Source organism: Nitrososphaerales archaeon, from assembly GCA_032906765.1.
Taxonomy (GTDB): domain Archaea; phylum Thermoproteota; class Nitrososphaeria; order Nitrososphaerales; family Gagatemarchaeaceae; genus DASPPF01.
Genome location: JAJTZB010000004.1, coordinates 99,995 through 118,549, shown reverse-complemented (window position 1 = coordinate 118,549; position 18,555 = coordinate 99,995). Strand labels below are relative to the sequence as shown.

30 protein-coding genes are annotated in these 18,555 nt (G+C 58.6%); 13 read left to right on the top strand and 17 right to left on the bottom strand.

The genetic code is table 11. The features are described from left to right. The first annotated feature begins 41 nt into the window (after positions 1 to 41). On the top strand, positions 42 to 284 hold the full coding sequence (locus LYZ69_05725) for a hypothetical protein (GenBank protein ID MDV3277950.1): 243 nt from the start codon (positions 42 to 44) through the stop codon (positions 282 to 284). A gap of 2 nt (positions 285 to 286) precedes the next feature. Here the strand turns inward: LYZ69_05725 and LYZ69_05720 are convergent, their stop codons facing one another. From LYZ69_05720 to LYZ69_05705, 4 genes are all read right to left on the bottom strand, one after another. Continuing rightward, complete coding sequence (locus LYZ69_05720; protein ID MDV3277949.1) at positions 287 to 463, bottom strand: hypothetical protein; 177 nt, start codon at positions 461 to 463, stop codon at positions 287 to 289. A 17-nt stretch (positions 464 to 480) separates the two neighbouring features. Continuing rightward, positions 481 to 903: an SRPBCC domain-containing protein gene (locus LYZ69_05715; GenBank protein ID MDV3277948.1), complete on the bottom strand. Its 423-nt coding sequence runs from the start codon at positions 901 to 903 to the stop codon at positions 481 to 483. 65 nt (positions 904 to 968) lie between these two features. Then, positions 969 to 1,826 (bottom strand): alpha/beta hydrolase, encoded by an 858-nt coding sequence (locus tag LYZ69_05710; protein MDV3277947.1) that lies wholly within the window; start codon positions 1,824 to 1,826, stop codon positions 969 to 971. Positions 1,827 to 1,866: 40 nt separating this feature from the next. Further along, positions 1,867 to 2,088 carry a hypothetical protein gene (locus LYZ69_05705; protein ID MDV3277946.1) on the bottom strand — a complete coding sequence of 74 codons (222 nt, stop codon included), beginning with the start codon at positions 2,086 to 2,088 and terminating at the stop codon, positions 1,867 to 1,869. Positions 2,089 to 2,160: 72 nt separating this feature from the next. Here LYZ69_05705 and LYZ69_05700 point away from each other — a divergent pair, with 72 nt between their 5' ends. Continuing rightward, positions 2,161 to 2,670, top strand: coding sequence for an OsmC family protein (locus LYZ69_05700; GenBank protein MDV3277945.1), 510 nt, complete (start codon positions 2,161 to 2,163; stop codon positions 2,668 to 2,670). Between the two features lie 2 nt (positions 2,671 to 2,672). Here LYZ69_05700 and LYZ69_05695 read toward each other — a convergent pair whose 3' ends face one another. From LYZ69_05695 to LYZ69_05685, 3 genes are read right to left on the bottom strand one after another with little or no spacing between them, the layout of a single operon-like run. Further along, complete coding sequence (locus LYZ69_05695; GenBank protein ID MDV3277944.1) at positions 2,673 to 3,668, bottom strand: zinc ribbon domain-containing protein; 996 nt, start codon at positions 3,666 to 3,668, stop codon at positions 2,673 to 2,675. A gap of 13 nt (positions 3,669 to 3,681) precedes the next feature. Further along, positions 3,682 to 4,755, bottom strand: a complete 1,074-nt coding sequence (locus tag LYZ69_05690) for an SPFH domain-containing protein (GenBank protein ID MDV3277943.1) — start codon at positions 4,753 to 4,755, stop codon at positions 3,682 to 3,684. 12 nt (positions 4,756 to 4,767) lie between these two features. Then, complete coding sequence (locus LYZ69_05685) at positions 4,768 to 5,307, bottom strand: hypothetical protein (protein MDV3277942.1); 540 nt, start codon at positions 5,305 to 5,307, stop codon at positions 4,768 to 4,770. A 122-nt stretch (positions 5,308 to 5,429) separates the two neighbouring features. Here LYZ69_05685 and LYZ69_05680 point away from each other — a divergent pair, with 122 nt between their 5' ends. Further along, the gene (locus LYZ69_05680; GenBank protein MDV3277941.1) at positions 5,430 to 6,236 is read left to right on the top strand and encodes a DUF72 domain-containing protein; all 807 of its coding nucleotides are present in this window, start codon (positions 5,430 to 5,432) and stop codon (positions 6,234 to 6,236) included. A gap of 7 nt (positions 6,237 to 6,243) precedes the next feature. Then, a complete protein-coding gene (dinB, locus tag LYZ69_05675; protein MDV3277940.1) occupies positions 6,244 to 7,332 on the top strand; it encodes a DNA polymerase IV in 1,089 nt (362 codons plus the stop codon). Positions 7,333 to 7,336: 4 nt separating this feature from the next. On the opposite strand, the gene LYZ69_05670 is transcribed toward dinB, so the two are convergent. After that, positions 7,337 to 8,551, bottom strand: a complete 1,215-nt coding sequence (locus LYZ69_05670; protein MDV3277939.1) for an MFS transporter — start codon at positions 8,549 to 8,551, stop codon at positions 7,337 to 7,339. Positions 8,552 to 8,694: 143 nt separating this feature from the next. Between LYZ69_05670 and LYZ69_05665 the strand changes: the two genes are divergently transcribed. Further along, entirely contained in the window at positions 8,695 to 9,216 is a 522-nt protein-coding gene (locus tag LYZ69_05665) for a hypothetical protein (protein MDV3277938.1), read from the top strand. Positions 9,217 to 9,232: 16 nt separating this feature from the next. Here the strand turns inward: LYZ69_05665 and LYZ69_05660 are convergent, their stop codons facing one another. The 4 genes from LYZ69_05660 to LYZ69_05645 are packed head-to-tail and all read right to left on the bottom strand — an operon-like array spanning position 9,233 to position 12,268. Then, positions 9,233 to 9,532 (bottom strand): hypothetical protein, encoded by a 300-nt coding sequence (locus LYZ69_05660; GenBank protein MDV3277937.1) that lies wholly within the window; start codon positions 9,530 to 9,532, stop codon positions 9,233 to 9,235. Between the two features lie 33 nt (positions 9,533 to 9,565). Continuing rightward, a complete protein-coding gene (locus LYZ69_05655) occupies positions 9,566 to 9,859 on the bottom strand; it encodes a hypothetical protein (GenBank protein MDV3277936.1) in 294 nt (97 codons plus the stop codon). Between the two features lie 38 nt (positions 9,860 to 9,897). Next, positions 9,898 to 11,022: an N-methyl-L-tryptophan oxidase gene (gene solA, locus LYZ69_05650; protein ID MDV3277935.1), complete on the bottom strand. Its 1,125-nt coding sequence runs from the start codon at positions 11,020 to 11,022 to the stop codon at positions 9,898 to 9,900. Positions 11,023 to 11,059: 37 nt separating this feature from the next. Then, on the bottom strand, positions 11,060 to 12,268 hold the full coding sequence (locus LYZ69_05645; protein ID MDV3277934.1) for an amidohydrolase family protein: 1,209 nt from the start codon (positions 12,266 to 12,268) through the stop codon (positions 11,060 to 11,062). 105 nt (positions 12,269 to 12,373) lie between these two features. Here LYZ69_05645 and LYZ69_05640 point away from each other — a divergent pair, with 105 nt between their 5' ends. Together LYZ69_05640 and LYZ69_05635 are read left to right on the top strand one after the other, a co-directional pair. After that, positions 12,374 to 12,991, top strand: a complete 618-nt coding sequence (locus tag LYZ69_05640; protein MDV3277933.1) for a DUF996 domain-containing protein — start codon at positions 12,374 to 12,376, stop codon at positions 12,989 to 12,991. 6 nt (positions 12,992 to 12,997) lie between these two features. Then, positions 12,998 to 13,636, top strand: a complete 639-nt coding sequence (locus LYZ69_05635) for a dienelactone hydrolase family protein (GenBank protein ID MDV3277932.1) — start codon at positions 12,998 to 13,000, stop codon at positions 13,634 to 13,636. 8 nt (positions 13,637 to 13,644) lie between these two features. On the opposite strand, the gene LYZ69_05630 is transcribed toward LYZ69_05635, so the two are convergent. Beyond that, entirely contained in the window at positions 13,645 to 14,475 is an 831-nt protein-coding gene (locus tag LYZ69_05630) for a helical backbone metal receptor (protein ID MDV3277931.1), read from the bottom strand. A gap of 107 nt (positions 14,476 to 14,582) precedes the next feature. Here LYZ69_05630 and LYZ69_05625 point away from each other — a divergent pair, with 107 nt between their 5' ends. Next, on the top strand, positions 14,583 to 15,113 hold the full coding sequence (locus LYZ69_05625) for a hypothetical protein (protein ID MDV3277930.1): 531 nt from the start codon (positions 14,583 to 14,585) through the stop codon (positions 15,111 to 15,113). Here the strand turns inward: LYZ69_05625 and LYZ69_05620 are convergent, their stop codons facing one another. The 3 genes from LYZ69_05620 to LYZ69_05610 all read right to left on the bottom strand — a co-directional run bounded on the left by LYZ69_05620 (position 15,114) and on the right by LYZ69_05610 (position 15,934). After that, positions 15,114 to 15,311: a hypothetical protein gene (locus LYZ69_05620; protein MDV3277929.1), complete on the bottom strand. Its 198-nt coding sequence runs from the start codon at positions 15,309 to 15,311 to the stop codon at positions 15,114 to 15,116. Positions 15,312 to 15,325: 14 nt separating this feature from the next. Further along, the gene (locus tag LYZ69_05615; protein ID MDV3277928.1) at positions 15,326 to 15,694 is read right to left on the bottom strand and encodes a hypothetical protein; all 369 of its coding nucleotides are present in this window, start codon (positions 15,692 to 15,694) and stop codon (positions 15,326 to 15,328) included. 63 nt (positions 15,695 to 15,757) lie between these two features. Beyond that, positions 15,758 to 15,934 (bottom strand): hypothetical protein, encoded by a 177-nt coding sequence (locus LYZ69_05610; GenBank protein MDV3277927.1) that lies wholly within the window; start codon positions 15,932 to 15,934, stop codon positions 15,758 to 15,760. Positions 15,935 to 16,077: 143 nt separating this feature from the next. Between LYZ69_05610 and LYZ69_05605 the strand changes: the two genes are divergently transcribed. From LYZ69_05605 to LYZ69_05590, 4 genes are all read left to right on the top strand, one after another. Beyond that, positions 16,078 to 16,722 carry a Snf7 family protein gene (locus LYZ69_05605; protein MDV3277926.1) on the top strand — a complete coding sequence of 215 codons (645 nt, stop codon included), beginning with the start codon at positions 16,078 to 16,080 and terminating at the stop codon, positions 16,720 to 16,722. Positions 16,723 to 16,856: 134 nt separating this feature from the next. After that, positions 16,857 to 17,276 carry a hypothetical protein gene (locus LYZ69_05600; protein MDV3277925.1) on the top strand — a complete coding sequence of 140 codons (420 nt, stop codon included), beginning with the start codon at positions 16,857 to 16,859 and terminating at the stop codon, positions 17,274 to 17,276. A 3-nt stretch (positions 17,277 to 17,279) separates the two neighbouring features. Then, a complete protein-coding gene (locus LYZ69_05595) occupies positions 17,280 to 17,477 on the top strand; it encodes a mechanosensitive ion channel family protein (GenBank protein ID MDV3277924.1) in 198 nt (65 codons plus the stop codon). Positions 17,478 to 17,539: 62 nt separating this feature from the next. Then, entirely contained in the window at positions 17,540 to 17,848 is a 309-nt protein-coding gene (locus LYZ69_05590; GenBank protein ID MDV3277923.1) for a DUF4286 family protein, read from the top strand. Here the strand turns inward: LYZ69_05590 and LYZ69_05585 are convergent. Beyond that, positions 17,845 to 18,312, bottom strand: coding sequence for an HIT domain-containing protein (locus LYZ69_05585; protein ID MDV3277922.1), 468 nt, complete (start codon positions 18,310 to 18,312; stop codon positions 17,845 to 17,847). The two genes, LYZ69_05590 and LYZ69_05585, sit on opposite strands and share 4 nt — an antisense overlap. 80 nt (positions 18,313 to 18,392) lie before the next feature. On the opposite strand from LYZ69_05585, the gene LYZ69_05580 reads away from it, so the two are divergent. Next, positions 18,393 to 18,551 carry a hypothetical protein gene (locus LYZ69_05580; protein MDV3277921.1) on the top strand — a complete coding sequence of 53 codons (159 nt, stop codon included), beginning with the start codon at positions 18,393 to 18,395 and terminating at the stop codon, positions 18,549 to 18,551. The last annotated feature ends 4 nt before the right edge of the window (positions 18,552 to 18,555 follow it).

Sequence of the window (18,555 nt, the reverse complement as noted above, 5' to 3'; positions counted from 1 at the left end):
CCTCATTCCCCTTCCGCTAGCGCCCTTAGAAGGTTCCGAAAATGCCCGCTGCAACCCTTAGAAGGAGGACCGCGTCCTTTGCACAGCTGCTCATGAGCCCGCGGGGAAGGAGAGATGCTTACAGCGACGCCATCGAGAAGGTGAGGTCCCAGCACCGCGACTCGATCAAGCCCGCCCGCTCAACTGTCGAATGCCCCTCGTGTGGCACCAGGCAGGTGATACCCGATACGCCAGGCATGAGGCGCTGCCTGAAGTGTGGATACGAATTCCGACCGAGGCTCTGAGCCTATTTCCTCGTCATCGTCTTTGTCTTCCCAGTCTTGGCATCTGTCCAGGCCACGTAGCTGGTGCCGCACGAGGAGCACACGAATCTCTTGACAGCCATCGGGTTACTCTTCCCCCTTCCGCCAACCCATTCGCTTGCAGGATTAGCGTTGTCAGTCCCGCACTTCGGGCACTTCAATCGTGTCAGGTCCCTGTCTATGACCCAGCTCTGCCCCGCTGCTTGAAGTACTCCTTCAGCGGGCCCCAATATGATTCGACCCAGCCCTCATTGTACATTTGGACCTGCTCCGCAGGGACCTTCGAGTGCACCATGCTGAGCTCTGTCTTTCCTCCCTCGCCTCTGAACCTCAGTTCGAGTATCGAGGGAGGATACCCAGTGGGCCACTCCGAGGTCTTCCACTCTTGCACGACTCTCTTCCCCTTTTCCAGCTCGAGGAACTTGCCCGAGATGTATCCATCCCACGCCTCGAACTTCGCCCCTTTTCTCGCAGTTCCGGTCGCGGTCGAGCCGGTGAACTCCGAATGCCTCCTCGCGTTGACGTATGTATCATAGACTTCCGAAGGAGGAGCGTCGATGGTTACGCGCTGCCTGATGGTTCCGAACTTCTGTGACGACATCAATCTGCAACACAAATGCTGTGAAATAAGGCTGTCGAGATTGATCAGGAGAATCTGGAGAAGCTCTAGCTTGCCGCGAGGAACTTCCGAAGTGCTTGGTTGAAAGCCGCCGCGTTCTCGATGTGCGGGAAGTGCGCGGCCCCTGGAATCTTTACCGACCCACTCTTTGGAATCGACGCGGTTAGTAGCTCACCTATCTTCCTGAGCCAGAGGGTACCCGAGTCGCCGTTGACCACCAAGGTCCTGGCCGATATCTTCGCGGCCTCGATGCGTGTGAAGTGCGGGAACTCGGTCTTGAGTTCTCCGATCATGCGCCCGTTCTCAATCATCATGTTACGGACGTCCTTGTCGAACCGGGCGAATGCGCCCCGTCTGTCCTGAACCCCGTCCACCATGAGCTCCACCGACCTTTCCATCTGGCCCTCCTCGAAGGCCTTGATCGAAGGGTACAGCGCGGTGCTCTGGAACCTTCTCGCAGAGAGAGCAACCGAGGGGCTCCGCAGCAGGAGAGAGAGCATCTGCGACTTGCTGTTCGGGTCGCCGACAAGAAGCGTGGAGACCGCCGCCTCCACGAGAACCAACGAGCGGACAAGGTTCGGGTGGTCGGCTGCGAGAAACGCGGAAGCGAAGCCTCCGTAGGAGTGACCCACAAGGTGGACTGGACCCAGCCCGAGTTTCTCGATGAACGCCTTCAGGTCGCCGGCGTTGTTACCCACCGTGCTGTCCAGAAGGTCGCCGCTTCTCTTGTTGGGGGCAGCGTAGCGCCTGCTGATCGTGATTGCTCTATAGCCATCCGAGAGCGCCTCTACCTGTCGCGTCCAAGCCCTGTAGTCAGTGGGAATCCCATGGACGAAGAGTACAGGTTGCCCCCTGCCCTTCTCCTCGTAATACAGAGTGGTCCCGCCCGCGTCAACGCTCGGCATTCATGCCTTGCCCTCATTCGGCCTCTATAGACTTGCCGCTTTATCCCCGCTTTTTCCAGGCCTTGGCCCTCTCGCAGAAGTCGTCCACCTCCTCCATCGCCCTCGGGCAATGTTTGTAGTGGTTTACGACCTCCCTGAGGGTCTCCTCGATGGGTGTCGGCGGGCCGGGGCAGAGCGAGTCCAGCTGGGCCCTGACCTCCATGAGCGGCTGCCACACGTCCGACGGGATTGTGAACGGCACTCCCTGCTTCGCTGTCGCCATGGCTAACGGATGGCAGCAGTTGATATTTCTGGCTTGCAAACGCCTTTAACAGAAGCCCGCGTCAGCCCCTCCATGTCAAACAAAGACGAACTTGTCGGAACCATCAAGGAGCACATCAGGAAGCGCAACGAGGCCAAGGACGCCAAGTTCCTCTTCGGCGCCGAGAGGGTCGACCTCAGGAGGGTCGATCACCTGAAGTTCGAAGCTCGCAAGAAACACTTCACCTTCCTCGTCGACGAGCCCGCCGACCGAGGAGGCACGGATGAGGCACCCAACCCGCTCGCCTACTTCATGGCTGGGGCAGCCTCCTGCCTGCTGAACCAGTACGCCACACTCGCAATATCCAAGGACATCCCCCTGACGGACCTAGAACTGACTGCGAGGGGCCACTTCAACAGGATACTCGGCGGTGCCTTCGAGGAGATGGTCTACGACATCAGGTTGTCCAGCACTGCAACAACAGATGAAATCCTGAGCCTGTCGAAGGAGGCAGAGAGGATGTGCTACGCCCACAACACGCTGAAGAAGGCCAGAGTCAAGATGGTCACGAACCTCTTCCAGAACGGGAAGCAGGTCTCCTGAAGCTACAGCCCGATGCTGTTGATGATGCCGCCCGAGTTGCCGTCGACCACCAGAGCTATCTTGGTGCCCTTGTGGTCGTACCTGACGAACCAGACTGGCGCGTGAAGCAGCTCCCCTTCGCCCAGGTCCGACTCCGTTGAAAGCTGCTGGATCATGTGGTGGGCAGCGTGCGCCTTCTCCGACTGCAGCTGGTCGACCATCGTCTTGGCCTGGTACTTCGCCGTGTCCTCGCCAACGTCCCCGTTCATGACCTTGACACCCTTGACCTTGGTGGCGTCGAAGAGAGCCCTGTCTGCAAGTTGGAATTGATACTCCTTCGGTTGGTACTCGGTCAGGGCCTTCAGCGCGACGACGGGGTAATTGTAGTCATTGTCCATCTGATAAGCCCGCTTCGTGCCCTGCCCCCCGCCCATCCCCCCTCCCATCATCGTACCGAGCAGGACCCCGCCCATCATAGCTCCGCCTCCTCCCCTCCTGCCTCCCATCGCGCCCCCGAGCATCCCAGCAAGCAACGCCGTGGTTGCGATTGAACCAGCCTCGGCCGCCATGTCGACTGCCACGAGCGACGTCCTGGCAGACACGGGGATCAGCCAGTAGGGGACCAGCGCCAGGTTCATCTCCTCCATCGTGGACTGTTCCATCAGGTGCCTGTGCAGGAGTCCCCTGTCAATTTGGCCATGAACTATCTTCAGGACATCATCTTGTGACGAGAACTTCAAGGGCAGCATCGTGTGCTTCTGGATGCTTCTCCATCCGTCGTTGGCAAGCGAGACGCTGCTCCCGCAGTACGCGCAGGTGATTATCATCTCGCCGAACTTGGGCGCGATCGGAGCGCCGCAGCTGGGACACTTCAGCTGCGTAGTGCCGCTCGGGGCGATTACCTGACCGCTGCCGCTCCCTCCGGACTGGGGCTGCGTGACCAGCCCGATCTTCACACCGCACTTGTAGCAGAACGCGGCCTGATCGGGCAGCTGTGTGCCGCACTTCGGGCAGAACATTGTCATAACCCACCTAGAGTTGCTTTCCGCAGTTCGGACAGAACTTCGTGTCCGCGCCCACGGCCGTCCCGCACTCCGGGCAGAACTTCGCCTTCGTACCAGAGGGAGATCCTCCCTGAGGCTGCGCCATGCTTGTGCCGCAGTTCGGGCAGAACTTCGTGTTGAGAGGCATCAGCGTTCCGCAGTTCGGACAGCTCTTGCTCTGACCCTGCGCCATGCTCTGGCCCATCTGCCCGCCAATCGCTGCTCCAGCGCCGAGTCCCGCACCCAGTCCGGCGAATACTCCAGCGCCTCCCGACGGATTCTTTGCAGCGTCTTCGATCGCCTGGCCGGTCTGGTACTGCATGTAGTTGACGCCGAGCACTGACATCTGCGACCTCGTATCGATAGCCTTCTGCACCTCGTCGGGCAGGCTCACAGTCAACCCAGAGATTTTGTTGATCTCTATGCCATACTGCCCGAGGTGGTCAGGCGCCACAGCGAGGACTTCCTGCTCTATGTTCGTCAGGTTGGCGGCAAGGTCCGTGACCTTCAGCCCTCCCTGCTTCATCTTGCCCAGGGCGTTGTAGATCAGGATGACCATCTGCTCCTTCACCCTCGACTCCACGTCGTCTGACGTGTCTGCGTTGAAGGTGCCCACGAAAGTGTTGATGAACAGCTCAGGCGACGAGACCTTCCACCTGTACTCCCCGAAGACCCTGAGGTTGACGACCCCGAACGTCGGGTCAGTGAACTGGTACGGCTGGGTGCTGCCGAACTTTCCGTCAAGGTACCTCTTCGGGACGTAGTACACCTCGGCCTGCTGGACGACCCCTGTGAAGAACTTCAGAAGCCTGCCCACCACAGGAGCGTTGAAGTCCGTGAGTGCATACCTGTTCGGCTGGTCGAAGTACGTGAGGACCTTTCCGTCCCTGTAGAAGACCGCAATCTCGTCCTCCCTCACTACTATGTTGTCGTTGAGCCTGATGTTCCGCGGGACCTTCCAGAGGACGCTGCCCTGCTTGAACTGGTCCTCCCAGTTTATCGTGGTTGACCCGAGGACGCTGCCTCCCGTGGCCGGTATGTCACTCGGCTTCTTCCCGAACAATCCGATTCACCTCTACCCTACCGCGATTCCCTCTATCGCTTCCATCCTCGTCTTCCACTTTTGCTTGATGTCTGCGAGTGTCCGGGAGAGCTGCGCTGCGGATGCCTGAATCGAGTTCGGCGAGCTGGCGTCGTAGCTGAGCTTCCCGGCTGTCTCGGCGAGCTGGAAGACGGAGCTGACGAACGCGTAGTCGTATTCGTACAGCTTGTTGAGCTTCTCTTCATTGATTGCTATGGGCGCTACCCAGCCAGAGTACCCCTGCTGGGCGTGCCTCACCTCTCCGCCGAGGCCCTGGATCTGCGAGATCAGGGCGCCTACCGTCGTGAGGTTGGTCAAATCATTGCTCGCGGCGACCTGCTTCCTCAACTGCTCCAAGCTCCCCTTCACGGCGTCCAGCTTGTTGGCGACCTGGTTTCTCAGGAATTCGTCAGAGACCCTGATGTCCTCTAGCTTCCTGTAGCCCCTCAGCCCAGGCAGGAGGAGCTGCAGCTTCTTCAGCGGTCCCCTGCTCGCCTCGACCTGCTGTCTGATGTCTGGGTTTCCTTGCGACAAAAAGCGTCACTTGGCGACGCGAGAGCCTCCGTCGATATAAGTCTTGGTTACTCTCAGTACGTATGGCACTACGCTGTGGAGCGCTCCATCCTTAATTAACCGACGAGCTGCATTCGCGAAAGTTGGACCTCGAGGCGAAGCTTCGGATTGGTTGCAGTGGCTGGTCATACAAGGATTGGAGCGGGTCCTTCTATCCGAAAGGGCTACAGCCGAAAGACTATCTGAAGTTCTACTCGGGCGTCTTCAACTGCGTTGAGATCGATTCCAGTTTCTATAGAATCCCCAATCAATTCATGATCAGCCAGTGGAAGAACAATTCGCCCGGTGGGTTCGTCTTCTCGCCGAAGCTACCAAAGAAGATAACGCACGACAACAAGCTCGAGAACTCCGAGTCCACGCTCACGTACTTCTACAGCATGATGAGCAAGCTGGGGGACAAGCTCGGCCCGATAGCAGTGCAGCTCCCGCCGTCGGTCAAGCTCAGCACGCACTTGGACACAATGAAGACCTTCCTGAACCAGCTCAGCCCTGACTTCCGCCACGCAATCGAGTTCAGGCACAAGTCGTGGTTCTCGCCAGAAGTCTATCGGCTCCTGGAGAAGAGCAACGTGGCGATGGTGTGGTCTCTGAACCAGTACGTCGAGACCCCGCCCGAGGTCACTGCCGACTTCGTCTACCTCAGGATGGTCGGTGACAGGGAGATCACAGAGTTCACCAGCATCCAGAGGGACAGGTCGGAGGAGATGAAGCGGTGGGCCTCGGCGGTCGAGGAGAAGTCGGGTGACTTCGAGCGCGGTTACATCTTCTTCAACAACCACTTCGCGGGGTTCAGCCCCGAATCCGCGAACGAGTTCAGGAGACTCCTGGGGCTAATGGAGCTTGACTGGCATGCAGGGGGGTCAGGCCAGCAGACACTCCTCGGCTCTTGACTAGTTGATGTCCAGGGAAATGAGAATCGTCTTTCACATTGACCTCGACGCCTTCTACGTCTCGGTCGAGACGAGGGAGAACCCCAAGTTGGGGGGCCTTCCTGTCGTGGTCGGAGCCGACCCGGAGGGAGGGAAAGGGCGAGGCGTTGTCGTCGCCTGCTCCTACGAGGCTAGGAAATTCGGGCTACGCTCGGGGATGCCGATTTCGACTGCCTACAGACTCTGTCCGCAGGCTGTCTACATCAGGCCGAACTGGGAGCTCTACGAGAGGGCCTCGGAAGAAGTCATGGGGACGCTAAGGCAGCTCGCAGACGCGTTCGAGCAGGCCAGCATAGACGAGGCCTTCCTCGACGTCTCAAAGCGGGCTGGCAGCGTCGGCGAAGCAACCGAGCTGGCGGCGGATGTCAAGAGGAAGGTCAAGGAGCTTCACAAGCTTACGTGCTCCATAGGCGTGGCACCTAACAAGTCTTCGGCCAAGATAGCCTCCGACAGGATGAAGCCAGACGGCCTGACAGTCGTCCCATTCGACAACGTCGAGGGCTTCCTTGCCCCACTCCCAGTCGCCGTCGTCCCGGGCATAGGAAGGAAGACGCAGGAGTTCCTCAAGGAGAAGGGCATCGAGACGGTCGGGCAGCTCCAGCAGCTTCCGGGCAAACAACTCGTCTCGTGGTTCGGTAAGAACGGCGTCTGGCTATGGGGTGTCATTCACGGACAGGAGAACACAGAAGTGAAGCAGCAGGAGCTGCCGAAGTCCTTGAGCGTCGAAAGGACCTTCAAGCAGGACGTCGCAGACTTCCGGGTAGTAAGGGGCGAGGCTGATGAGGCTGCGGCCGAGCTGATCAGGAGGGTGAAGCAGTCGCGCCTTACCTACAAGACAGGCGGGATTAAGATCAGGTTCGCAGGTTTCGAGACCCACACAAGAGAGAAGACGCTTGTCGGCCGCACAGACAGCGAGGAGACGCTGCGCGAAGTCGTCGGGTCTCTCCTCACTGAGTTTGAGACGAGGGGCAAACCCGTGAGGCTGGTCGGGGTGCGCGTCGCAGACTTGGCGCGGACCACGACCGACGCGGCTGTCTTGGACGACTGGCTGAAGTGACAGCCTAGCTCGGATTCGGAGTCTCCTCTGGGAGCTTTGCGTCTCGGAATAGGACCCAGAAGAGGGCGATAGCCGCGATGTACAGCACGGACGCGATGTAGAATGGCAGCGCGAGAAACCCCGCACCCATGAGGGCGCCCCCTATGCCAGCGCCAAGGGAATTCGGAAATCTCCAGATTGCCGCGCTCAGGCCCGAAGCCGCCCCCCTTTCGCTCGGATCGACAAGACCCATGATTAGCGAGGTGGAGAGGGGACCAGCCACGTTCATGAGGAAGCTCCTGATGATGTAGACTCCGCCTGCGATTGGGAAGGAGGGGGAGAGAGGGACTGCGACCATGAAGACCATGGAGAGGCCTTCCGTCAGGACTATCGCCCTCACCACGCCAAGCCTCCTTGCGAGGTTGGGAGCTCCCAGCGTCGCCGCGGCAATGAGGAATCCGGAGATTCCTATCACTGGTCCGCTCACGGCGTCCGAGACTCCGAAGGCGAACTTGAACCACTGTGTCATCAGCGGGACAAAGAGCCCCGCCCCAAACGCGACAAGCAGAGACGTAGCGGCGTACCTGAGTATGACTCCCCTCGACTTCCGCGGTAGGAATTCCCTCAAGCTCTTAGTCTTCTCCGAGGTCCGTGACTCTCCCACCCTCAGGAGGAGCGGGGTGACGGCGAGGCTCATGGCCGCCAGAACGACGTACAGGAAGATGTGAGACTGTGTCGAGCTGAAACCCAGCGACTCTATGACGACGACGACGGGTATCGCGAACCCTCCCAGCCCCCACGCCATGTTTCCAAGGAAGGATGACAGTGAGAACGCAGCCGTCCTGCTCCTGTCCCCCGCCTTCTCGGCGAGCAGAGCCGTTCCAGCTGAAGCGAATGCGGCTTCCGTGGTCCCTTCGACGACCGCAGCCGCAATCAACAGAATCTCATTCGTCGTCAGCGCAAACGCAGCCAGGGTAACGCTCGCCAGAATGTTCCCGACGATTAGGAACTTTCTTCTGCCGTACCTGTCGGCCAAGATGCCAAGTGGTATCGCCGTCACAACCGTGGTCATCCCCATCACCATGATCACCAGACCCATGAAGAGCGCGGAGAACCCTCGCACTGTGGTGAGGAAGAAAGACAGGTCAGTGTAGATGAATCCGATTGCGAGGCCGGGCACGAAGCTGAGGTAAATCAGAAGCTTGGCTCGGCATTGAGCGGTATTGATTGAGCATGCCAACCCCACGCGACGCCGATGACAGCCAGTATTAAACGAGGAAGATGTTTCTCGCCTTGAAGAGTTATGTATCTCGCGGCGACTTGTTCGGATGATGACAGTCTTCGTCTTCGGGTTCGACCGCTTTCTCAATCCAGGCTTCTGAAATGAGGCCCGCGCTCGGTGTCGTGCTGGAACTGGTTGCCCTCACCGCTGTTGTTGGCTTCGTCGGCTCGTTCCCAGTCGAAGGCATGGTGGGCGTGATCCTACTGCTGCTCGCGCAGGCGGCGACGACGTTCCTGATTCACTGTCCGGCTCACTTTGTAGTCGGCAGCCTCCTGGGCATGAAGTTCCGCAGGATTTCCTTGGGGCAAACGACCATCATGAGCGCGCTTCCCTCTTCTCTGAAACCCCTTGGCCGGCTTCTTCCCATCCCGTACCTCTCGGTCAATCGAGTGTCCATCAAGAGGGCGTCACCACGGAGATTGAAGGTGATGTATCTCTCTGGAGTAGTCGCTTCGGTGGGTTCGGGCCTCGCCTTCGCAGCCTTCGTTACCCTGAAGGGGAATTCCCTCGCTTCAATCGTGACGTGGATCTTCGCGATTGCCTATCTCTCATCCGACGCAGTCGGTTCACCCAAGACAGGCGACGTGATGAGGGCGCGCAGAGTCCAGAGTTCGGCGGCCTGAACGGCCGCGTCCGTCCTTACGCGGAATCCTTGTGCCTCCAAAGATAGAGGGACGCGACCGTGCTGTACGGATGCCAAGGGTTTGCCACCTCCTCTATCTTCCTCGGTTTCGGCAGCTGGCCGAGGCGGTAGATGTTCTTGATGGCGGTCTTGATTCCGTAGTCGTCCACGGGTAGCACGTCTGGCCTCCCTAACGAGAAGATCAGAACCATCTGGGCTGTCCAGCGCCCGACGCCCCTCACCTCGTCCAGCGCCTCAATCACGTACTCATCAGGCTTCTTGGCGAGGCTCCGGAGGCCGAGTCTTCCATCAACCACTCTAGACGCCAAATCCTTCAGGTAGGTGACTTTCTAGGGCGACACTCCTGCCCTTCTCAGCCTAGCGGGAGGAACGAGTGCGAGCTTCTCCGGCGTGACCCTCCCGGGAAGGAAGAGGCGGTTAACGCGGGAGATGATCATACTCGCGGCGTTACCGTTGAGCTGCTGTGATAGGATGGACCTCACGAGCCAGCGGAACGCCATCCCTTTGGGCTCAAAGTCGATGCGGCCCTGGCTCTGCACGAGTCTCCTCATCACAGGGTCAGCTCTTGAGAGGTGGGTCATTGCGGCTTCCATCACCCTCGGGTCGTCGAGAGTCTGAATCAACGCAGACGGCCCGACCGTCTGTGCAGGTAAACCTTCTCCTATTTCGAGAACCTTTCGAGCCGAAGGAACGAGATGTCGTGGCGGGTGCGGCCGTCCAGGGCCAAGTCTGCCCCAATCTCGCCGATCACACTCGCGAACTTGAAGCCGTGTCCCGAACAAGCGCTGACGACCACAACATCTCTCTGCCGCGGATGGACGTCTATCACAAAATTCCAATCTGGCGTGTTCGAGTAGAGGCAGGTCGACGAGCTTATCGGCCTGTTATTCAACTTGGGAAGCCTCCTGGAGACGAACTCTCTGACAGGCATCTCATCGCTCTCGGTCACCGTCCTCCGCGTGAGTTCCGGGTCGACGAACTCCCCCTCGTGGTTCCTCGCCACCTTTACCCCGTGCCCGACCTCGGGAATCCCGTAGAAGTAATGGCCCTGCGTTTCCTCCATGATGAATATCGGCATCCTCCCAGCAGAGAAGGCCTGGTCTCCGCCCGACCAGAACCAGAACGGCGTCTGCCTTTCAATTGTCAACGGGACCATGTCTCCTAGTAGCTGCCCGGTCCACGCGCCAGCTGACAAGACGAGCTTATCAGCGGCATACTTGTCCTTGGCAGTCTCCACCTCGACCCCCTCCCTCGCACTCCTCCAGCGCGTGGCTGGCTCGGAGAACTTGAACTGGCACCCAGCGGCTCGCGCAGCCTCCACGTAGGCCGAAATGCACTCCTCAAAGAACAGGATTCCGGCGTTCTCGTCGTAGACGGCGGAGTGGCCTTCCTCCAGCCTGAATGCTGGGTACGCCTCAGTAACCTCTCGCGATTTCAGAACTTTGTGTGGGAGCGAGTGCTCACGCGCGCTCTTGAGGACACCGGAGACGAAGGTTCCGCCCTCGAGGCCGATCATGAGCCCGCCGGTCATCAAAAGCAGCTTCTTCCCGGACTTCGCGCTTAGCTCCCTCCACGACTCGAACGCCCTCCTCAGTAGTGACACGTACCTTGGGTCCTCGAAGTATGCGAGCCGTATGATCCTCGTCCTCCCGTGGGACGAGCCGAACTCGTGATTGAGATTGAACTTCTCGAGAGTCAGGACGCTCATTCCCCTCGCCGCAAGGTTGTAGCTTATCGAGGAGCCCATCGCCCCGCAGCCAACGACCACTGCATCGAAGTGCCTCACAATATGTGGGCTCCCAATTCTGCTTAAGAGGATTGCATCAATCGTACGGCTGCCGGCCGACAGCATTGCCGTGGCTGACTACGAGCCTTGGCCTTTCGTGGTATGCGAATGCCTCCCGGACCGTTCTCTGGCCAAGGACAACAAGGTTCGCTGGGTTTCCGACCTTCAGACCGAATCCCCCCACACCGATTATCTTCGCAGGTCCGACGGTTATCATGTCATACAGTTCTTCCGTCTCCTCGGGCCCCATCTTCCTGAGTAGGTGCGAGGCCAGGAACGCCACTTCCAGCATGTCACATCTACCGTAAGGGTAGTACGCGTCCGAACAGTCGTCCTGACCGAGCGCGACAGTCACACCAGCTCTTCTCAGGACGTCTATGCTAGTGTGTAGGGGACCTGTGTGGGGGCTGCTGACAACACCGATTCCTGCCGTTGCGCAGAGACCGGCGACCCTCCTGGCGTACCTGTCGGAGTACAGCTGCATCGCCCTCGCGTGGCACGCCTCGACCTTCCCGAACCACTTCTCCTTGATTGTCTTGGAAGCCAGCATCTCCAGCGTCTTCAGCTTTGCGTCGCCTGCGTCGTCGACGAGCATCGCCAGGTGCCTGTCGTGCCTCTTGGCGATGGCGAACATCTTGTCTATGTGTCTCCGTTGTCGGTCTTCGCTGCGTTCAAGCCATGGGATTCCGCCCACCACGTCCGCACCGAGTTCTATCGCTCTCTCGACGTACTCCTCCGCTCCAGGGTCTGCCTCTATTCCTTCCTGCGGGAAAGCCACGACCTGAATCTCCACTCTCCCTTTGAACTCCTCCCTCAGCACCATCAGTGCTTTCACGGCCTCCAGTCTGCTCTTGGTGTCCGTGTCGGCGAATGCCCTCATGTGGGTGACGCCGTATTCCAGTGACTCCTCGACTGCCCTCCTCGCCCTCGCAATTATCTCATTTCTGCTGTATCCCTTCTTCACCTCGGAGGCGAGTGCGATGCTCCTCCTCGTGTCCATCCGGCCTTCTTGATATCGCGCCAGCGCCTCTGCCGAGGCCCTTTCCGCTGTCCTGACCTTGTCCAAGTGAAGATGCGCAATGACGAACGACTCGGTGACCAGGCATCCAGCTGCGTCAAACGCAGGGGCCCCGTACCTGGCCGAGTGCCTCGAGAACTTCGCTATCTTGCCTCCCTCTACCGTTATGTCCCACGCCCCTTCTCTCCCTCGGAGGCGGGCGTTCGAAATCCTCAGGACTCCTGCCACGAAGGCGTCGCCCCGCCACCAGTTGAAAACGGTTCCTGTGAGAACAGATTCGAACATGGAGAGTTTGAGCAGGTTCAAATAGGGACTCGGTATCGTATGCTCTGCATGCCTCAGCTGTCGCAGGCAAAGACGATGGGAGGAGTTGGCGCGATTCTGATGCTACTGGGTTTCGTGCCCACTGTGGGATGGGTCCTCGGTCTTGCAGGGGCAGTACTCGTGCTAATAGCGATAAAGTACATCTCTGAAATCGTAGCTGACCCGTCGATATTCAGAGACATGATAATCGCGATTGTGCTCGCGTGTGTCGGACTAATCGTGGGTGTGGCCGTGATTCTGGCTGCGGTGTTCCAAGCAATTGGTTTGGGCATAATCACCCCAGGAATAGCTGGCTTCACGCCTCCCACGGGCCTCCCAACCGGAGGCTTGCTCGGGCTAATCCTCAGCGCGATAGTGGGCCTCGCAGTTGTATGGGTAGTTCTGATTGTGTCTGCCGTCTTCGTCAGGAGGAGCTATGGCTTGATTTCAAAGAAGCTCGGGGTCCACATGTTCGGGACTGCGGGTTTGCTGTATCTCTTGGGCGCGGCCCTGACGATCGTCTTGGTCGGGTTCATACTAATTCTGGTGGCGGAGATTCTGAACATAGTCGCCTTCTTCTCCATCCCGGAGCAACTTCCTCAGACGCAGCAGATGCCACCAGCCCAGCCGCCCTCGCAACCAATGTAACTCGAGTTGACGCTGACAAACTTCAAGGGCTGGGACTTCTTCCTGGCCAAGGGGAACAAGCCTGTCGGGCTTGTCGTGATTCACGAGATATTCGGGTACGACCCGTACGTCGAGGCGGTGGCAGAGAAACTCTCCGCTGGGGGCTTCACAGCTGCCTCCATCGACCTCTTCCGGGGAAAGAAGGCGACCACTCTTGACGAGGGCTTCAAGCTGAGGGGCTCAGTCACACACGACGTGCTCTCCGATGGTATCTCCAAAGGAGTAGACCTGATTCGGAAGGAATCGGGGGTGAAGAAGGTCGGCTCGCTCGGTTTCTGCATGGGCGGAGGCTTCGCGCTCCAAGCTGCCTGCGACCTAGGGCTGGACTTCTGTGTCGACTACTACGGTTCCATAGAAAACGAAGAGGACGTCTCTAGGCTGAACGGTCCGGTCCTCCTGATTCTTGGGACCGAGGACGAAAGGGTCACTCCATGGGCCTTCCAGAAGTTCCTGCCTGCGGCGATGAAGTACAAGAAACGCGTCGAGGTCCAGCTCTACCCCAACGCAAGACACGCATTCCACAGGCCGGGCTGGGAAGGGCACAACCCCGTTGCAGCGGAGGACGCGTGGGAAAAGACTCTCAGATTCCTTGCGACGATGGCCTAGCCCGATACCTACACTCTCGCAGCCGCTTCGTCCAGCTTGTCACCCAACCAAGGGACCGCGTCCGTGATGAAGCTCGGGCCGTGGTGCGCGATGAAGTCGAGAGGCCCAGGCGTGACGAACAGGTTTCCTGCTCTGACAGCACGCATGTCCCTCCAACTCCTGGACCCGATCAACTCTTCCAAGTCACTCGATTCGAACTTTGAGAACATCTTCGGCTCGTAGATGATCACGTCAGGATCCGCGGCACGAACCTTGCCAAGGTCAGGGGTGAGCCACTCTACTCGCTCCTTCTCGAAGAGGCTGGCCGAGCCGAGGAGATTGATGGCGTCGGTGATGTAGCTGTGCGCCCCGAACGAGACAGGCCCGCCAAGGTCAATCTCGACGTAGGCTGTCAGCCCCTTTCGCCTGCCGATGCTGGCGAGGTGTCCCAGGAGGGCGCGCGAAAGCTCACGAGCCTTCTCAGGAGCGGCCGCCACGAGACCAACCTTGACCACCATGTCGACTATGCCTGCGACTGACACGGGCAGCTCCACTGGGTAGACAGGGTATCTTTGCGAAAGCCTCAGTGCGAAGTCTCTCTGATACCCCATGACTGTGAAGATCAGGTCCGGCTTCAGGTCGTCTAGGAGCTCATAGCTGACCGTGTTGTAGCTTCCGACGTGCCGCTTGAGTTTCGCTGCCGGGGGCTTGGCGCAGAAGGCACTGACTCCGACAATCGAGTCCTCGAGCCCGAGTCCGAATAGTGTCTCGGTCACTGCCGGGCTGAAGCTCACGATTCGCTTGGGTCTGTCTGGGACGACCACCGTCTTCCCTAGTATTTCACTAAACAGCTCGACCATGCGGGTGGTCACCTTCTGGCCCATACAATATGCCTTTGGGAGCGCCTCGGAGTCGCAGTCCAGTTATAACTAACGTTAAATAACCCCAGTTCGAGCGAGCTCAAATCTTGGTCGAAACGAGGAAGCTGGCTACAGCAACCCTGTTCGGTGCGGCCATCTTCGTCTTGAGGACGCTGCTCCCTCCGCCTTTCTCCGACTTGTTCTTGGTCGTCGAGGCGTTTTTCCTCGGCCTCAGCTTCATCCTCCTCGGCCGAGGTGGGGCGACTTACACGGAGCTCATCAACGGCCTTCTTGCTTCCTACATGAAGGTGAACTTCTTCCCGTTCAGCCTGCTCCTTGCCCTGCTCTATGGAGTCCTAGTCGATGTCTTTGCGTCTCTCCTTAGGGTGAAGTCCGGCGCTTCCGTGAGAACGAAGAGTCTAATCGTCGCGCTGACTCTAGCAAGCATAATCACTGGCCCGGTAGCGTACTATGCCACTGTCTTCGTTACAGCCCTTCTACCGAACGACCCCTCGATTTACGCCAGCATAATCGTCTTCGGAATATTCAGCGGGGCAATAGGAGGTTATTTCGCCGTCAAGGTGTGGGAAAGGAACCTGAAAGCGAGGTTCAGCTCGACCGCTCAGCAGCAAAGCTAGTCAAGCAGACTGCCCTTTTGTTTCCTCCAACTCCCTCGCCAGCTTCGCGCCGAACCTGTACAGGAGCAGGTAGAGGAAAGCTCCCAGAGCGATGAATGCAACCCCAGCGATTGAGTTCACAAGTAGGAAGGTCAAGACACCCAAGACAATTATCAGGATAGCTGCCGTGCGCGAGATTGGACTCACCTTGATCGACATTGCACGGCTCCTCCCTACTTCATCTCGGCCTTATTCCTTCTCTGCATCAGGGCCCCGTTGAGAATCATCAACCCACCAATAACCAACATCGCGTATGACAGGCCAACGTTCATCCCAGGCACCAAACCACTGGCCAAGGCCATAACAACTCCGAAGACCTCCATCAGCACCCCAAACCGATTCATCCTACCGGCCATGCTCGGAGCAAGCAGGAGAACCCCCACTATGAGCACGGCTCCTCCAAGGACGTACAGAGCAACCGCTGAGAGAAACGACGCAGCCATTCCTCCCCCGGTCATCGGGGTGAGCATGAACCCCGACACGAAGTCGAGGACGGCACCAATCAGGCTCACTGCAAGGCCGGTGTAAACAACAGTCCTCAACTCGGCCCATTCCCTCGGCTGAACTCCTTCAGACGGGCAGCCCCGCAGAGACTGGACGACAACCTACCGCTTCTTCCTTCCCTCTTCTCGAAGCAGCTGGAACAGCCTGTACTTGTCAACCTCTCCCGGCTTGAGCTCGTAGCCGCAGACCCTGCACTGGACACCGCTGCCGGAACTGTGCAGAGAGAACTTTCCGCACTTTGGACATCTCATTTCTTGTTCGTTTGCGTTTGTTTTCACTGCGGTTCAATCTGACAGCCGGCGAGGCGCGCTTTAAGGCTGCTCGTCTTGACCGCCAGCCGTTGTTAACTAATTTTGTTCAAAACGGCAGTCAGATTAAAGCCCGAGGGATATAGCGACCTCTTCAAGATATCGGGGCAGGAATGTCTTTCGCCGACAAGTGGCACAGGAAGGACGAGGGTCCAGGTATCATGGGTCGAATCAAGGGCAGTGTAAGGACGCCGCCCCCAATCAAGCCACAGATCGAGCAAGCCAACAGGCAGATTAGAGTTCTGATAGCCCAGCTCGAAGGAGCGTCGGGCAGGATAAGGCAGCGCGACCAGAAGATCTTCGGCCACATTGTCGCATCTCTTGCTAGACACGACACGCAGCACGCGGCTGTGTACGCGAACGAGCTCTCCGAAGTGAGGAGGATGGGGAAGATGGTAACGCAGTCTCAGCTTGCCCTTGAGCAGATATCGCTGAGGCTCTCCACGGTGACCGACCTGGGCGAGATTGCGACGACATTGGGCCCCGCAGTTTCTGTGATCAAGTCGATGCAGGGCGGACTGAGGAGCGCCCTCCCACAGGCTGACAGGGAGATGGGAGAGATCTCGGGCCTCCTGAGCAGCATCTTGGTCGACGCTGGGCAGACCGGCGGTCTGTCCCTGAATTTTGACGCTGCTAACGAGGACGCCCAGAAGGTCTTGGAGGAGGCAGCCGCGGTGGCAGAACAAAGGATGAAGGAGAGTTTCCCCGAAATACCGGCTGACGTCGCCAGGCAGCAAGAGGAAGGCCTCTCAACGTAAGCTGGCGGAACTGACCCAATCACCGAATTCATCCTGGCCAAGACACTGGACCCCCAACCACGCCTGAGTTGTCACATTCATCCGGAACATGGCCGCCACCCCACGTAATCCTTTAGGGGCGCTCAGAGTCGTCCATGGCGTTGGCGCGCCCGCCTAGCACAGCTAGGGCTCTGAGGAAGGAGCTCTTGCTCCTCGCCGCCTATCTCGTCCTGTATGTCGTAGTCACTGCACTCCTGAACGACCTCATCATACGTCTTCTACCAGAATTGAACCTCACATTTCCTCCGTCCTACCTTCTATACGTCAACATCCTGCTTGCCTTGGCCTTCGGCTATCTGATCGTCAACGCCTTCGCCACAGTGGTCTACTGGTCAGTCCGCGTGAGGCTTCCGCATTCCACTGCGGCTGCGGTCAAGAACATGCTAAGGTTGGTCGGGTTCGGGGCGCTGGCGGCTGCAATCGCTGGAGGGGTCGCTGGAGGGGTAGCAGGTGTCGCGCTGGGCGGTTTTCTGGGTCTGGTGGTCGGGACAGCGACCCAGAGCGTCCTAGGTTAGGCGGTGGCAGGGCTCTTTCTGCTACTTTCCAGGCCGTTCAAGATTGGTGACAGGGTCATCATCAGCAGCGAAGAAGGGACTGTCGAAGAGGTCTCGACACTCTTCACGACGATAATCAAGGAAGATGGCACACGGGTGCTCGTCCCGAACAACAGCGTCGTCGGGACTAAAATCTCAATCAAACCAGACAAGAAAGAGTGAACCAATCCCGCGGGCGACTCTAAGGCGAAGAGATAACTAGCGAGATTTGTCGTCTAAGAATGATGCCCAAAGTCCTCTACACAGTCTGGTTTGAAATCGACCCCGCAGTCGAGGCCGAGTGGGAGAAGTGGATGCGGTCTGTCCACGTCCCTCAGGTCGTGCGCGCAGGCTCATTCAAGGGCGCCAAGATGTACTCCGTGAAGGAGGGCAGGTCGGCCAAGCACGCCATGATTTACGAGGCCAAGGATTCAGCAGCTCTCAAGTCCTACCTCGACGGGCCGGCCAAGGCCCTCAGGGAGGACTACATGAAGCACTTCGGCGAAAAGAGCAAACTCACCAGGATGGTCCTGGAAGAAACCTTCTCCTTCTAGGCGGACTTGAGCATCTCATCCCTGATGGCCTTCGCAATCGAATCCATCTCGCCGGCGGAGAGAGATTTCCTTCCTGCGAACCTTCCCTTGTCCTCCATCTTCACGGGGATGACGTGAACGTGTACGTGAGCGACCACCTGATTTGCCGCTTCGCCGTTGTTCTGCACAAGCCTGAACCCATCCGCGTCGACGGCTCCCACCACAGCCTTGGAGACCTTCGAGGCCACTCTGAACAGGCCGCCGATGTCGGTCTCGTTCATGTCCCAGATTGTCTCACCGTGCTTCTTGGGACAGACCAGGGTGTGACCGTGAGCGAAGGGCGCGATATCTAGGAACGCGATGTACTCGTCGTCTTCGTAGACTAGGTAGGACGAGGCTTTCCCGGCGACGATTTTGCAGAAGATACACTCCTCCCGAGGTACGTTGAACGAGCTGGGAAGGTGCCTAGTATGGTCCGATGCCAACCTTGCCCCTATTTCACCCGAGTCCTCTAAAGTTTCTGTTGCAGAGCAGCTTATTACTCTGGTTGGGAGGTTCATTCTGGTTGAGCTGCGAGAGGTGTCATGCCGGACAGATGGTGGAGTACGGCCGGCAGGTTGGCGACGGGCAGAAGATGGTTATGATATCAGGAAGGAGGTGCGACAGGTGCGGCTTCACACTCCTTGACAACGACGATGACGTGTGGTCCGCAGTAGGCCTCTGACCAC

What these genes read in the sequence shown, in the direction of transcription:
- LYZ69_05725 (MDV3277950.1), top strand. Translation starts at nt 42, where the DNA reads ATGCCCGCTGCAACCCTTAGAAGGAGGACCGCGTCCTTTGCACAGCTG.
- LYZ69_05715 (MDV3277948.1), bottom strand. Translation starts at nt 903, where the DNA reads ATGTCGTCACAGAAGTTCGGAACCATCAGGCAGCGCGTAACCATCGAC.
- LYZ69_05710 (MDV3277947.1), bottom strand. Translation starts at nt 1,826, where the DNA reads ATGCCGAGCGTTGACGCGGGCGGGACCACTCTGTATTACGAGGAGAAG.
- LYZ69_05705 (MDV3277946.1), bottom strand. Translation starts at nt 2,088, where the DNA reads ATGGCGACAGCGAAGCAGGGAGTGCCGTTCACAATCCCGTCGGACGTG.
- LYZ69_05700 (MDV3277945.1), top strand. Translation starts at nt 2,161, where the DNA reads ATGTCAAACAAAGACGAACTTGTCGGAACCATCAAGGAGCACATCAGG.
- LYZ69_05695 (MDV3277944.1), bottom strand. Translation starts at nt 3,668, where the DNA reads ATGTTCTGCCCGAAGTGCGGCACACAGCTGCCCGATCAGGCCGCGTTC.
- dinB (MDV3277940.1), top strand. Translation starts at nt 6,244, where the DNA reads ATGTCCAGGGAAATGAGAATCGTCTTTCACATTGACCTCGACGCCTTC.
- LYZ69_05665 (MDV3277938.1), top strand. Translation starts at nt 8,695, where the DNA reads ATGAGGCCCGCGCTCGGTGTCGTGCTGGAACTGGTTGCCCTCACCGCT.
- LYZ69_05640 (MDV3277933.1), top strand. Translation starts at nt 12,374, where the DNA reads ATGCCTCAGCTGTCGCAGGCAAAGACGATGGGAGGAGTTGGCGCGATT.
- LYZ69_05630 (MDV3277931.1), bottom strand. Translation starts at nt 14,475, where the DNA reads ATGGTCGAGCTGTTTAGTGAAATACTAGGGAAGACGGTGGTCGTCCCA.
- LYZ69_05620 (MDV3277929.1), bottom strand. Translation starts at nt 15,311, where the DNA reads ATGTCGATCAAGGTGAGTCCAATCTCGCGCACGGCAGCTATCCTGATA.
- LYZ69_05605 (MDV3277926.1), top strand. Translation starts at nt 16,078, where the DNA reads ATGTCTTTCGCCGACAAGTGGCACAGGAAGGACGAGGGTCCAGGTATC.
- LYZ69_05600 (MDV3277925.1), top strand. Translation starts at nt 16,857, where the DNA reads ATGGCGTTGGCGCGCCCGCCTAGCACAGCTAGGGCTCTGAGGAAGGAG.
- LYZ69_05590 (MDV3277923.1), top strand. Translation starts at nt 17,540, where the DNA reads ATGCCCAAAGTCCTCTACACAGTCTGGTTTGAAATCGACCCCGCAGTC.